The organism is Rahnella sp. PCH160 (assembly GCF_047784855.1).
In the GTDB taxonomy this organism is placed as follows: Bacteria; Pseudomonadota; Gammaproteobacteria; order Enterobacterales; family Enterobacteriaceae; genus Rahnella.
This window is the reverse complement of sequence record NZ_JBLOGT010000001.1, coordinates 631916-646435: the sequence shown is the minus strand read 5'-3', so window position 1 is coordinate 646435 and position 14520 is coordinate 631916. Positions and strand designations below refer to the sequence as shown.

The window sequence follows — 14520 nt, the reverse complement described above, 5'->3', positions numbered from 1 at the left end:
CTTGAACGCACAGGCAAATGTGGGAACCCGGAGGGAGAAGCCCGCTTCCCGGATGTCCGGACAGCGGGCTTTTTACAACAACGTACTATGGGGTTTTATTCACCTTCAGGCCGAGCCCACCGGTGACTGTCCCCAGCGTGGTCCCCACGCCCGCAATCAGACCGCCTGATTGTGTGAGCGAAGCGCCTGCGCCAGCAGAAATACCACCAGAATTACTGGCGGTGGTCGTCGTTGTGCTGCTGGCCGGAACCAGAAGCGTACCGGTTTTAGACACTGCCTGGCCGGTATCCGTGACGGCGGTGCCCAGACCCGCCAGCGCCGGTGTGCTGGTAGAAACCTGTGTCCCGACGGAACTGACCGTACCGCCCACCTGATTCAGCAAGCCGTTAACAGGCGCGCCCACTCCAGTCGCGCCGCCCACGGTTTGCGTGGTGGTTTGCACATTCGCGACAACCGGCGTCACGATGCCAGTCGCTGCCGTCGTGACGCCGGAAAGCGCGCCGCTCTGCACGTTTTGCGCCAGACCGTTGCCGGTCGTGGTGACCAGAGATCCGACGTTATTCACCAGACCGCCCGTCGCACCGGTTACGCCACCCAGCGGTGTTCCGGCCGTATTGGTTGCAAGGGATGTCCCGAGGCCGGACACGCCGGAGCCTAAATCAGCCACCGCTTTCGGTACGCCTGCGACCGTAGTGCCGATAGCATTAGGATTGGTGCCGATCTGGCCCACACCGTTCTGAATGCCGCTGCCCACCGAAGTCACCGCATTACCGGCGCTGTCGATAATGGTCACAACACCGGTACCTGCGACCGGAATATTACTGACAGGCGTCTGGCTGGCGATACTGCTGACTTGTGTGCCCAGGCCGCTGACTGCGCCACCCGCACTGCTCAGGATGGTGCCGGTAGTGAGTGTGGTGGATGTCGTTCCGGTGCCTGTCCCCGTTCCAGTTCCAGTTCCCGTTCCGGTACCTGTTCCATTGCCTGCGGTGGTCGTTCCGTCACCGGTCGTCGTTGTGCCTGTTCCTGTCCCGGTTCCATTTCCGGCTGTCGTTGTGCCGTCACTGCCTGTTGTTGTCCCCCCTCCGGTCGTCGCCGAGCCGGTGGTTGACGTTTTTGCCGTATGAGAAGAACCGCCGCCGCCACTGCCGCTACAGGCAGCCAGTGACAGGGCAACTAAGATTGCCAAAGCAACCTTGTTTACATGACCAATATGAATGGTATGGCGCATGATTTGACCCTCCACGGGAGAATACGCCACAGTTGGCGTACTTAAAGTTTAAGTTGAAGATTCTGAATATTCCATTTGTGCGGCGTGATTATTTTGGTTTTTAGAGTGTAATTTCTGTTATTGAGGTTTTTTATTCTGTTATAGGAATTTTCTTATAATTTGAGTGGGAGAAGTGAAAGGGTATTCACTTCTCTGAATTGATTAAAAAAATAAATGGGGTTTCGCGGTGGAATGGGAATTACTGCGGCGTTTCGCTGGCAAACCAGTTGAGTTTCTGGCGCAGGCTGACCACGCTGCCGACGATAATCAGGCTCGGGCTTTGCACCTGTTTTGCCAGATTTTCGAGGTCAGTCAGGTTTCCGGTGACCACGCGCTGCTGCTGGCTGGTGCCGTTTTCGACCAGCGCGACAGGCGTTTGTGCCGCCAGACCGTTTTCCAGCAGACGCCGTTGGATCTCGCCCGCCTGTGTCAGCCCCATATAAAACACCAGCGTTTGCTGGCCCTGTGCCAGACACGCCCAGTCGAGTGCGCCGTCCTGTTTGGCGTGACCGGTGATTAACCGGACGCTTTGCGCATGGTCGCGGTGCGTCAGCGGAATGCCGCTGTAGGCCGAACAACCTGACGCGGCCGTAATGCCCGGCACAACGGAAAACGCGATGCCCGCGGCTTTCAGGGCTTCCAGCTCTTCGCCGCCACGGCCAAAGATAAACGGATCGCCGCCCTTCAGCCGCACAACGCGTTTACCCATTTGCGCCTGTTCCAGCAGAATTTCGTTGATGCGCTCCTGAGGAACACAATGATGTCCGGCGCGTTTGCCGACGAAAATGCGCTCGGCGTCGCGGCGCACCAGATTCAGTACGCCGTCGGAAACCAGCCGGTCATAAACCACCACATCGGCCAATTGCATCTGCTGCAAACCTTTGAGTGTCAGCAGACCGGCATCGCCCGGCCCGGCACCGACCAGAATCACTTCGCCGTGTTTATCCACTGGCTCGCTGAATAATTCTTCGAGATATTGCCCGCTTTGCGCGTCGTCATTATTGGCCAGTGATTGTGCCAGACGATGATGATTAAACAGTTTTTCCCACCAGCGGCGGCGGTCAGACATCTCACTGAACTGCGCTTTGACCCGCGCACGTAATCCGCCCGCAACCTGCGCCAGTTTGCCCAGATGCTGCGGCAAAATCGATTCCAGACGTTCGCGTAACAGGCGCGCCAGAACCGGCGCATTGCCGCCGGAAGAGACGGCGATCATCAGCGGTGAACGGTCGATAATCGACGGCATAATCACGCTCGCGCTTTCCGGTGCATCCACCACGTTACAGAACACGCGGCGTTGCTCGGCGGCTTCGCTGACTTCCTGATTCACTAAATCAGAATCTGTCGCGGCGACGACCAGCCACTTTTCATCGACCAGCAGCGGCGAGAATTCGCCTCTCAGCAGGCGGACTTTGCCTTCGTCTGCCCAAATCTCAAACTGCGGCGTGAAGGTGAGGGCGTTCACCGTCAGTTTGGCACCGGAATCCAGCAGCAAACGGGCTTTGCGTTCGGCAACGTCGCCGGCGCCCACCAGCAGACAGGCTCTGTTTTTTAACTGACAAAAGAGGGGTAAATAATCCATGTCGACGTTCCCAAAAGCAGATAACAACGCCGCCCGAAGGCGGCGTGAAGGCGCGGAGTTTAGCAGGCTTCAGCGTGAAGGCTGGCGGTATTGATTTCCACATGGCCGCCCTGAACACGAACTTCATAGGCCGGAATAGAATGCGTATCGTCTTCCATACACAAACCATCCGTCAGGCGGAAATGTTGTTTTTTTAGCGGGCTGGCGACCCACAACTCGCCCTGATGTTCCGCAATAATCCCGCGTGAAAGCACGCTCGATTTTGCGAAGGGATCGATATTCGACAACGCGAAAATCTGTTCATCAGCGTAAGGACGGAACAGCGCAACCTGCTGATCGCCCGCCAGCGCACAAACGCCGCAGCCCGGCAGGATTTGCTCAACAGAACAAAGCGTTAACCACTGGCTCATAATACTTCCTCCCCGTCGGCGATCATTTTCACCGGAATGCGTTCGTCCGGGCGCGCCGGACGGTGCTGTTCGCGTTCTGACACGAACTGGACGTTCGGGTCGCGCTGCGCGCTGTTGATAAAGTGCGTGAAGCGGGTCTGCGCCGCCGGATCGTTCAGCGTTTCCTGCCATTCGCAAACTGCAGATTCACGCAGGCGCGCCAGTTCGGCTTCCAGCTGATCGTTCAGGCCGAGTTTGTTATCGATAATCACTTTGCGCAGATAATCAATGCCGCCTTCGAGGTTGTCCATCCAGACCGAGGTGCGTTGCAGCTTATCGGCGGTGCGGATGTAGAACATCATAAAGCGGTCGAGATAGCGCAGCAGCGTTTCGTTATCCAGATCGGCGGCCAGCAGATCGCCGTGGCGCGGTTTCATCCCGCCGTTACCGCAGACATACAAATTCCAGCCGTTTTCGGTGGCGATAATCCCGACGTCTTTGCCCTGAGCTTCCGAACATTCACGGGTACACCCGGAGACGCCGAACTTCATTTTGTGTGGCGTGCGGATGCCTTTGTAGCGGTTTTCCAGACTGATGCCGAACCCGAGGCTGTCGCCGACGCCATAACGGCACCAGGTGCTGCCGACGCAGGTTTTCGCCATGCGCAGCGCTTTCGCATACGCCTGACCGGTTTCGAAACCGGCGTTAATCAGTTTCTGCCAGATCGCCGGTAAATCGTCTTTCTGCGCGCCGAACATCCCGATGCGCTGCGAGCCAGTGATTTTGGTGTAGAGGTTATATTCCGCCGCAATTTCGCCAATCGCCATCAGGCCCTGTGGCGTGATTTCGCCGCCCGGTGAGCGCGGGATAACGGAATACGTGCCGTCTTTTTGCATGTTGGCGAGGAAGACGTCGTTGGTGTCCTGAAGCGGTGTGTGCTGCGCTTTCAGCACGTAGTCATTCCAGCAGGAGGCGAGCAGCGAACCGACGGTCGGTTTACACACTTCGCAGCCATAACCTTTGCCGTATTTATTGAGCAGATCGTCAAACGAACGGATGCCTTCGACGCGGATCAGGTGATACAGCTCCTGACGGGAATACGCAAAGTGTTCGCACAGGTGATGGTTTACTTCGATGCCCTGTTTGCTCAGCTCAGCGTTCAGTACCTGTGTGACCAGCGGAATACAACCGCCGCAGCCGGTACCGGCTTTGGTCGCGGATTTCAGCGCCGCGACGGTATGGCAGCCGCCCTGAACCGCTTTGATGATGTCGCCTTTGGTGACGTCAAAACAGGAGCAGATTTGCGCGCTTTCCGGCAACGCATCGGTGCCGATCACCGCGCCGCCGCTGCCTGCGTGGGCAGGCAGGATCAGCGCATCCGGGTTTTCCGGCAGTTCGATATTATTCAGCACCAGCTGCAAAAGATTACCGTAATCGCGGGTGTCGCCGACCAGTACCGCGCCGAGCAACGTTTTGTTGTCTTCGCTGACGACCAGACGTTTATATAACGCTTTGCTTTCATCCAGATAAACGTAGCTGCGTGCGCCCGGTGTGCGTGCGTGAGCGTCGCCGATCCCCGCGACATCAACGCCCAGCAACTTCAGCTTGGCGCTCATGTCCGCGCCGGTGAAGGTATTTTCGCGGCCCAGAAGATGGTCTGCGGTGACCTGCGCCATTTTGTAGCCCGGCGCGACCAGACCGAAAGTACGCTGATTCCACGACGCACATTCGCCGATGGCGTAAACGTCAGGATCGCTGGTCTGGCACTGGTCGTTAATGACGATGCCGCCGCGCGGTGCAATCTCGAGATCACACTGGCGCGCCAGTTTATCCTGCGGACGGATGCCGGTAGAGAACACGATGAAATCGACTTCCAGCGCGGTGCCGTCAGCGAATTCCATGGTTTTGCGGGCAGAGCTTCCGCCCTGAACGATTTGTTTGGTGTTTTTCGCGGTGTGAACCTGCACGCCCATGCTTTCGATTTTCTGGCGCAGCTGGCTGCCGCCCATCACATCAAGCTGTTCCGCCATCAGGCCGGGTGCGAATTCAACAACGTGCGTTTCCACGCCGAGGTTTTTCAGTGCGCCTGCCGCTTCCAGCCCGAGCAAACCACCGCCGACGACGGCACCGCGTTTGCTGCGACGGGCGCAGGATTCGATGGCGTGCAAATCTTCGATGGTGCGGTAAACGAAACAGTCCTGGCCGTCAGAACCGGGGATCGGCGGCACCCACGGGTAGGAACCGGTCGCGATAATCAGTTTGTCGTAGTACACCGTGCGGCCGCTGCTGGAGTGAATCACTTTTTCCTGGCGGTTCAGCGTGATGGCGCGTTCACCAATCAGCACGCTGACGTGGTGTTTTTCGTAAAATCCTTCACGAACCAGCGACAGTTCTTCGGCGGTATGGTGTGAGAAGTAAGAGGAAAGATGGACGCGGTCATAGGCCACGCGCGGCTCTTCACATAATACCGTGATATCGAACTGACCCGGCTCCGCTTTATCCAGCAAATCCTCGATAAAGCGATGGCCGACCATGCCGTTACCAATAATCGCGAGTCTGACTTTGTTCATAATTGCCTCAATTTTGATTTTATGAGGCTAAACATAACCCGCGCGTAACAGGGGGTATTGATGCAAATCAAGCCGCTCCCAATATACTCCTTAGGTGGTATTTGACTGATTTAATTGGGTTTTTATGTAACCTTTCGATTTATAAACACTTTCAGGCTATTGTTCTTCTATTGCTTTCTAAAACCGACTTTCTATAACGATGAGGTTACGCGTGACGAAAACCCCTTTACGGACCATCAAAAACGCACGCCTGCCCGGCAGCGAAGGATTGTGGCAGATCGATATCGAAGACGGCGTTGTCCGCCAGATCATCTCCCAGCCACAAAATGATGCGCAGGGTGAACATATTCTTGATGCGGAAGGCGGGCTGGCGATCCCGCCTTTTATCGAACCGCATATTCACCTTGATACCACGCAAACCGCCGGTCAGCCCGCATGGAATCAGTCAGGTACCCTGTTTGAAGGCATCGAACGCTGGGCGGAACGCAAGGCGCTGCTCACGCATGAAGACGTCAAACAGCGCGCGTGGCAGACGCTGAAATGGCAGATTGCCAACGGTATTCAGCATGTCCGCACGCACGTTGATGTCTCCGACCCGACGCTGACGGCGCTGAAAGCCATGCTGGAAGTGAAAGCCGAAGTCGCGCCGTGGGTTACGCTGCAAATCGTGGCGTTTCCGCAGGAAGGGATTATGTCGTACCCCAACGGCGAAGCCCTGCTGGAAGAGGCGCTGAAGCTGGGTGCTGACGTTGTCGGGGCCATTCCGCATTTTGAATTTACCCGCGAATATGGCGTGGAATCGCTGCACAAAACCTTTGCGCTGGCGCAGAAGTACAACAAGCTCATCGACGTGCATTGCGATGAAATCGATGACGAACAATCGCGTTTTGTGGAAACCGTGGCGGCGCTGGCGCTGCGCGAAAACATGGGCGAGCGCGTCACCGCCAGCCATACCACCGCGATGCACTCTTACAACGGTGCGTATACCTCGCGGTTGTTCCGTCTGCTGAAAATGTCCGGCATTAATTTTGTCGCCAATCCGCTGGTGAATATCCATCTGCAAGGGCGTTTTGATACGTACCCGAAACGTCGCGGTATTACGCGCGTGAAAGAAATGCTGGAGGCGGGCATTAACGTCTGCTTCGGCCATGATGACGTCTTTGACCCGTGGTATCCGCTGGGCACCGCCAATATGTTGCAGGTTTTGCACATGGGGCTGCATGTCTGCCAGCTGATGGGATATCAGCAAATTGACGACGGCCTGAAGCTGATTACCACGTACAGCGCGCGAACAATGAATCTGACGGATTACGGGCTGCAAAGCGGCAATCCGGCGAACCTGGTGATCCTGCCCGCGCAGAATGGTTTTGATGCCGTCCGCCGCCAGACGCCGGTGCGTTATTCCCTCCGTCAGGGCGTGATTATCGCGCAAACGCAACCGGCGAAAACGGTCATCCATCTTGATAGGGATTACCCGGTGGATTTCAACAGCTAACGCTCAGATAAATACCCTGTAATATTCTGAAATATCTGAACAATTTAGTTTAACGCGTAAATAAAGGTAAAGGTCTGGCGCTGAGCCTAAAGCCTCTTTAGAATCAGTGGGATCTGTTGTTTGTATTCTGGATAAAGGAACCGTCATGTTTAAACGTACTTTAGTGGCCTTAACTGCGCTGCTATCCCTGACTGCAATGTCACCGGTTTTCGCCGCCGGTCAAACCCACGTAATGCTGACCACTTCAGCAGGGAATATCGAACTGGAACTCGACAGTGCGAAGGCACCGGTTTCTGTGAAGAATTTCGTCGATTATGCCCAGAGCGGCTATTACAACAACACCATTTTCCATCGCGTGATCCCGGGCTTTATGGTCCAGGGCGGCGGCTTTACTGCGGATATGCAGCAGAAAGCGACCAAAGAACCTATCAAGAACGAAGCTGACAACGGCCTGCGTAACCTGCGCGGCACCGTTGCGATGGCGCGTACAGCCGATAAAGACAGCGCGACCAGCCAGTTCTTCATCAACGTGGCAGACAACGCTTTCCTGGATCACGGCCAGCGTGACTTTGGCTATGCCGTTTTCGGTAAAGTCATCAAAGGTATGGACGTGGTCGACAAAATGTCCTCTGTGAAAACCGACAACGTCGGGCCATACCAGAACGTTCCAACCACGCCGATCGTGATTTTGTCTGCGAAAGTGCTGCCTTAACGTTCAGCTTTCCGGTTCCGGAAAAAACGGCTTCCTGTTATGGAAGCCGTTTTTTTGTCGACGAAAAATATTATTACCGTCCATTAAAATCAGCCCCAGATCTCTGTCGTAACTGAGATTAATCCCCTTCTGAAATATAAATGATAATCGCCGGAAGAAATATAAGTTACCGCACCGGATTTTCCGTCCTGTCCAGCACCCTTATTTATTGTGTTAATGAGTCGTTTATTTACCCTTGTTATTAATGGCTGAGGAGAGTATTAGCCAATATTTTTTTAAAGGACAGTGGATATCACTGTGCAACCTCTGATACAACGTGAAGGGTAAATAATAAATTTCGGTTCGGGTTTTTATTAGCAATGTGATCCCGGTGCTGGTTTCATGTAACAAAACGACATGTGATGGGGTTTGCATACTTCGTGGCGTGCAGATTTTATATTATTGATAACGAATGTAACCGGTGACATGAAGAACATGGCTTCTATAAAAGATGTGGCGACAAAAGCGGGTGTTTCTACCGCAACCGTGTCACGGGTGATCAATAATCATCCCAGCGTGTCCGTTGAGACTCGTCGCGATGTGCACAGCGCAATGGATTTTCTCTGTTACGTCCCCAACCGGAGCGCCGTTCAACTGAACGGTAAATGCTCCGGGTTAATAGGCGTAGTGGTCCCCAATCTGATTAATCCGCATTTCTGTGAACTGCTGGCCTCGCTTGAGGAGGAAGCCCGTTACGTAGGGAAATCTGTGCTGGTTAAAACCCACCAGAACCAGCCATTTCAGGATAAGCAGCTGGTAAGAATCTTAGTTGGAATGGGAATCGAAGCACTGATTTGGGTTCCCACCGAAGCGGAATCTTCTTTGTCAGAGTGGCTGCTGAGCACGGGTGTCAATACTGCGGTTGTGACACAAACCTCGCGTTTCTTTAATTCAGTGTCTAACAACCAGGAACGCGGGGCGGAGACGATAGCCGAGCATTTTATTGATATCGGGCGTACCCGTTTTGGCTTTATCGGCCAGGACGGCGTAGACAACCGCAAAATGTCGGCCTTTTGTAAGAAAGCACTCAGTCACGGCCATCGGGTGGAAAAACACCACGGCTACTGGATCCCCAAAGGTGACGGTGAAAATAGCCGGGGACATATTCATTCTCTGGATTCCATCGTTGATAAAATAACGAGTCGGGAAGATAAAATAAACTGCCTGCTTATTTATAACGACGTTGCCGCAAGTTATGTTATCGAAAAACTCAGGCGCAGGGGAGGGAGTGTGCCGGGAGATATTGCTGTGGCAAGCTTCGATAATACAATTATTGCGCAGATGATGAATATCACCAGCATCGCTCAGCCCATAAATGAGATGGGGAAACTGGCCTTTGAACTTATCAATAAAACTGAGAAATACGATCACATCGATTCAATCGCATTGACAACAAAACTTATTGTTCGGGAGAGCAGTCTCGGAATGACTGTGACGAAAATATAATTATTCCGCCAGAACCTCTGGTTTGTTCGCAATGCAAAACGGGTGCCCCTGAGGCACCCGTTCTTGTTACGACTCCGGTTGCTTACAATCCTGGCGCGGGGGTAGCTCTGAAAGCATTCACCGTTCTGTCCATCACGACCTGTGCATCACGTCCCGAATCAAGGATCGTATTGTGCAGAGATTCGTTATCTATCTGCACCGCCGTGACATCAAGCGGCTTCAGGGCATCGACGGTCAGCAACGCCCCCACCTGTGCATCGAAGCAGGAATTTGTTGCGGCCGTTTGCATTTTGGACTCTTCGGTCGTGGTAACCATGTGATTGCTGGAAATAAAATTACCCGTGCCTGAAACAATGCGTATGATGACCGGCTTTGCTCCGGACGGCCTGATATATTGAGTCTCAATCGTTTCCGAAATATGGTTAGAAATAACAGAGTTATTATTTCCGCTTATATGCAGGAGACCATACAAATCATCTACGCCGTTATCGTATTCCTGCATCGGTAACCAGGGCTCATGGTCGCGCAGAAAATGATTCGAAGAAACCAGCACTTCCGAGCTGTTATTATCAAGGACTAACATCCCCGGATAAAATGAATGGAATCGGTTGCTGGTCACCGAGGAACGCACGACGCCAGAAAAATGGACACTGCTTTTTCCGCGTGGAAAAACATTATTCGCTGTCACCAACAGGCCGCCAAAATTTTGCGCATAAATGGAATATCCTTTATAACCCGCACCGATGAGGTTATCGGTTATTTTGGACGCCTGTCCTGAGCCGCGTAATTCGATGCAGTTTCCGCATTCAGCGATGAAATTATCATGTATAGAAAGTGCATCAGACTGATACGTGGTAATACCATGCTCTAAATACACGAACCCCATGCCGGTAATACGGAATGAATCCTGCGCATTTGCGATATAAATACCCGTTTTCCCATTCGTGTAGCTATTCTCTGGATCGTGATGTCCTGAAGCATCATCCACAAAGTGCAAACCATCAATACAAAAATCGGCAAATTCGACTGAGCTTATACGAGGTTCTCCCTCCCGCTTCACATAGAACGCGGCTCCGGTGTTTTCGTCACTTCCTGACTGAGGTAAAATATCCACCAGCACCCGGCTGCCGGCTGGCCATACTTCGTGCCAGTGTGCCAGTTCACCCGGCGGCGTATTAAAACGAATACTTGAAGACGTAAAACCGTGGCCAGATCCCATGATTTTCAGATAGCTGATATCAATAACAACCTGAGTCGTCAGATGATAATCACCTGGCGGGATATAAATCACTGCACCCGGTTTTCCGCCGTCATTAACATCAACGTTCGTTTGCCTGGTTTTAATATCTGCGATGATGCTGTTAATAACCTTGCCAATATCTTCGTATGGATTAGCTACATTCCACTCGGTAACGTCGTAATTGTTTTTACTCACCATAAATAAAAGTTCCTGTAACAAAAATAGGAAAGCGAGTGCAGCCCGAAAATGCGGGCTGCACTTCGTTTATTCACCAATCAATGCGTGGGTTGAATAACTGTGGTATCACTTTGCTTTTGTGACTGCGCGTGGCCGTTCTCCAGTTCGCGTTTGGCGAGATCGACTTTAATCCTCTCAAGGAATGTATTATTCAGCTTGAAATAACGTACTACATACGCGCTGAGGAAATAGCTCACCATTGGAAGTAACGAGAACATCATAATAATGCCCTGAATCGTCTGTGGGTTTTGTTCCGGTTTATTAGCGATATAACCCGTATATGACAGTATCCAGGCGACAATGGCACCCGCCACCGCCAGCCCCATTTTTAACATGAACAGGTTTCCCGCGAAGGAAATACCGGTCAGGCGTTTGCCAAATTTCCAGTCACCGTAGTCATCCACGTCGGACATCATGGCCCACAGAATAGGGCCTGACTGAATTAAATGGAGAATATTAATGACGATAAACAGGGCTAACAGCGGCGTCAAAGAGGCTGGGTCGACAAACCACAGCGCGAACGACAGGATGCCGAGAATAATATTGATAATACGGAATAACTTAATTTTATCGAAGCGATCGGTGAGCGGCTTAGCAATGACACTCCCTGCCATATTGCAGGCGACGCCAAGTGCCATGAAGAAGGTAATAAACCCGACAGAAGCGTGCATTACGTAGGTGGCGTAATAAATGGTAACTGCACCGCGGATAAAGGCCGGAAAGACGTTAAGGAAAGTAATTGAAATCATCAGCAGCCACTGATCATTTTTCACGATGTCTTTCAGGTCGCGTTTTAATGAATCGTTAGCTTTAATTGAAACCACACGCTCCTTAATACTGGAGAAGCAGAAAAGGAACATTAACGTCGCCGCTCCGCCCATAATCATCATTGTCATCTGGAAACCCGATGCCCTGTTGCCATTACCCAGCCAGTCGGTCAGAGGCAAAATAGAGCAGGAGATAATCAGTGTCGCGAGGCCGTTAAGGAAGAAACGCCATGACAGGCAGCCCATGCGTTCTTTCTGGTTTAGCGTAATCACGCCCGCAACCGAGCAATACGGAATATTTATCGCCGTGTAGATCAATGACATGATCAGATAAGTGACCCAGGCATAAATGATTTTCCCGTTCATGCTCAGATCCGGCGTGGTGAACATTAAGACTGCGCCCAGACCAAACGGCACGGCCATCCACAACAACCAGGGCCGGAATTTACCCCAGCGGGTTTTGGTGCGGTCGCATACAGCGCCCATAACCGGGTCGCTGAAGGCGTCAAATATACGGATGACCAGAAATAAGGTGCCAACGACTGCGGGATCTAAGCCATACACATCGGTGTAAAACCATGTCAGATAAAGGGCCAGTACACTCCAGATCATACATGAACCGGCATCGCCCATCCCGTAACCGATCTTTTCTTTACGGCTCAGTTTTTCGTAAGCGCTTTTATTTTCCATTGTAGTTACAGACATATATACACCTTGTTATTGCGCAGACATGAATACAAAGCAATGACAATTTCAGCCAGTGCTGATGAAGTGAAAGAAGGGAATAGTATTTATCCCGCAACGTTTTAGGATTATTCAGAACGCGCAATAAGAGGGCGCCAAAAACTCTGCTATTTGTGAGGTCTTTCAATGATGCCATGAAGATTAAATATGTCGTTCTGAGCGTGGTACTTACTATAATTTATGATGGAAGCTAAAAGTGTAAGCCAGGCCACATGTTGTTTTGTTACATAAAACCCTGGCTAATGCTCTCAACTTTATTTAGCCCGGCCTGTTTTGACTTATCAGGTTTTGATAAACGTTCCCGCGTCCCACTTTCAAGGAAAATGAAATGAGCGAACCCCGCCTGATTGCGAAAGCGATAAGTGAAGGTAAACCGGTTCAGGATCTGGTGATCCTGCCTGCGCTGGCTAACCGGCATGGATTAATTACCGGCGCGACCGGCACCGGCAAAACGGTCACGCTGCAACGCATGGCCGAACAGTTTTCGCGTATCGGCATTCCGGTTTTTCTGGCCGATGTGAAAGGGGATTTATCGGGGATTGGCACGCAAGGCGTGCCGTCGGAAAAACTCGCCGTGCGTCTGAAAAATATCGGCGTCACCGGCTGGCAGCCGCAGGCGTGCAGCATTATCCCGTGGGATATCTTCGGAGAAAAAGGCCATCCGATCCGCGCGACGATTTCCGATCTCGGGCCGCTTTTGCTGGCGCGGTTGCTGGATCTGAATGACGTGCAAAGCGGCGTGTTGCAGCTGGTCTTCAAGATTGCCGATGATAACGGCCTTTTGCTGCTCGACATGAAAGATTTGCGCGCGATGGTGCAGTTTACCGGCGAAAACGCGAAGCAGTTCCAGACGCAGTACGGCAACATTTCCACGGCGTCCATCGGGGCGATTCAGCGCGGCCTGCTGACGCTGGAAGGTCAGGGTGCGAATCAGTTCTTCGGCGAGCCGATGCTGGATATTAACGACCTGATGAAGACCGATAAAAACGGCCACGGGATCATCAATCTGCTGGCCGCAGATAAGCTGATTAATCAGCCCAAACTCTATTCTGTTTTCCTGCTCTGGTTACTGGCGGAGCTGTTCGAGCATCTGCCGGAGGTGGGTGACCCGGAACAGCCCAAACTGGTGTTCTTCTTTGACGAAGCGCATTTGTTGTTTAACGACGCGCCTGAAGCATTGCTGACGAAAATCGAACAGGTGGTGCGCCTTATCCGTTCCAAAGGTGTCGGGATTTACTTCGTCACGCAGAACCCGCTGGATATCCCGGACAGCGTACTCGGGCAACTCGGCAACCGGGTTCAGCACGCATTACGCGCCTTTACGCCGCGCGACCAGAAAGCGGTGAAAGCCGCGGCGCAGACTCTGCGGGCCAATCCGGCGTTCGATGCGGAAACGGCGATTAGCGAGCTGGGCGTCGGCGAAGCGCTGGTGTCTTTCCTCGACGAAAAAGGGCGGCCGGAAATAGTGCAGCGCGCCATGGTCATCGCACCGGAATCAAAAATGGGCATGCTGGCGGAAGATGAGCGCAATAAAGCCATTAACCAGTCGCCGCTGTATGGCCGCTACGAAGACCGTGTGGATCGCGAATCGGCGTATGAAAAAATCAGCGCGCAGGGCTTCGGCACCGTGGTTGCGCCACAACCGGGTGGTGCGGCTAAACTCGCTGCTGAAACCGATTCTGGCGGCGGGCTGATGAGCGGCCTTAATGAAATTCTGTTTGGCAGCACCGGCCCGCGCGGCGGAAAACGCGATGGCGTGGTGCAGGTTGCGGCAAAAAGCATGGCCCGCGATTTAGGGCGGCAAATCCTGCGCGGCGTTTTGGGTTCCATTATGGGTGGCCGTAAAAAGTAATCCGCTCTGCTCAACACCCCAAGCTGAAACGCATCAGCTTTGGGTGTGCTTTACCTGCCGGACTTCTCACTATTTCCTGTAACAACATTTGTTTCATTCCATTTTTTGCCACTTGCAGCACGTTGTGACCGGTGGTTTTATTGCAATACCGATCAAGGTGAAGGCTGTCACGTTTTT

The 14520-nt window shown here is 52.8% G+C and carries 10 protein-coding genes; 4 read left to right on the top strand and 6 right to left on the bottom strand.

All coding sequences use genetic code 11. The annotated features are described in order from the left end of the window. Window positions 1-85: 85 nt before the first annotated feature. From ACM5QY_RS03050 to nirB, 4 genes are all read right to left on the bottom strand, one after another. A complete protein-coding gene (locus tag ACM5QY_RS03050) occupies window positions 86-1231 on the bottom strand; it encodes a collagen-like triple helix repeat-containing protein (protein WP_416119148.1) in 1146 nt (381 codons plus the stop codon). A gap of 238 nt (window positions 1232-1469) precedes the next feature. Beyond that, window positions 1470-2852 (bottom strand): siroheme synthase CysG, encoded by a 1383-nt coding sequence (cysG, locus tag ACM5QY_RS03045; protein WP_416119147.1) that lies wholly within the window; start codon window positions 2850-2852, stop codon window positions 1470-1472. A gap of 59 nt (window positions 2853-2911) precedes the next feature. Next, window positions 2912-3262 carry a nitrite reductase small subunit NirD gene (gene nirD / locus ACM5QY_RS03040; RefSeq protein ID WP_416119146.1) on the bottom strand — a complete coding sequence of 117 codons (351 nt, stop codon included), beginning with the start codon at window positions 3260-3262 and terminating at the stop codon, window positions 2912-2914. Beyond that, window positions 3259-5811 carry a nitrite reductase large subunit NirB gene (gene nirB / locus ACM5QY_RS03035; protein ID WP_416119145.1) on the bottom strand — a complete coding sequence of 851 codons (2553 nt, stop codon included), beginning with the start codon at window positions 5809-5811 and terminating at the stop codon, window positions 3259-3261. Before nirB ends, nirD begins: the two co-directional genes overlap by 4 nt. Window positions 5812-6022: 211 nt before the next feature. Between nirB and ACM5QY_RS03030 the strand changes: the two genes are divergently transcribed. From ACM5QY_RS03030 to ACM5QY_RS03020, 3 genes are all read left to right on the top strand, one after another. Further along, window positions 6023-7306 carry a cytosine deaminase gene (locus ACM5QY_RS03030; protein WP_416119144.1) on the top strand — a complete coding sequence of 428 codons (1284 nt, stop codon included), beginning with the start codon at window positions 6023-6025 and terminating at the stop codon, window positions 7304-7306. 145 nt (window positions 7307-7451) lie between these two features. After that, window positions 7452-8018 carry a peptidylprolyl isomerase A gene (gene ppiA, locus ACM5QY_RS03025; protein ID WP_416119143.1) on the top strand — a complete coding sequence of 189 codons (567 nt, stop codon included), beginning with the start codon at window positions 7452-7454 and terminating at the stop codon, window positions 8016-8018. A gap of 474 nt (window positions 8019-8492) precedes the next feature. Beyond that, complete coding sequence (locus ACM5QY_RS03020) at window positions 8493-9503, top strand: LacI family DNA-binding transcriptional regulator (protein ID WP_416119142.1); 1011 nt, start codon at window positions 8493-8495, stop codon at window positions 9501-9503. Between the two features lie 82 nt (window positions 9504-9585). Here the strand turns inward: ACM5QY_RS03020 and ACM5QY_RS03015 are convergent, their stop codons facing one another. Together ACM5QY_RS03015 and ACM5QY_RS03010 are read right to left on the bottom strand one after the other, a co-directional pair. Continuing rightward, window positions 9586-10941 (bottom strand): NosD domain-containing protein, encoded by a 1356-nt coding sequence (locus ACM5QY_RS03015; protein WP_416119141.1) that lies wholly within the window; start codon window positions 10939-10941, stop codon window positions 9586-9588. Between the two features lie 77 nt (window positions 10942-11018). Beyond that, window positions 11019-12452, bottom strand: a complete 1434-nt coding sequence (locus ACM5QY_RS03010) for a glycoside-pentoside-hexuronide (GPH):cation symporter (protein WP_416119140.1) — start codon at window positions 12450-12452, stop codon at window positions 11019-11021. Between the two features lie 367 nt (window positions 12453-12819). Between ACM5QY_RS03010 and ACM5QY_RS03005 the strand changes: the two genes are divergently transcribed. After that, on the top strand, window positions 12820-14343 hold the full coding sequence (locus ACM5QY_RS03005; RefSeq protein WP_416119139.1) for a helicase HerA-like domain-containing protein: 1524 nt from the start codon (window positions 12820-12822) through the stop codon (window positions 14341-14343). Window positions 14344-14520 lie beyond the last annotated feature (177 nt).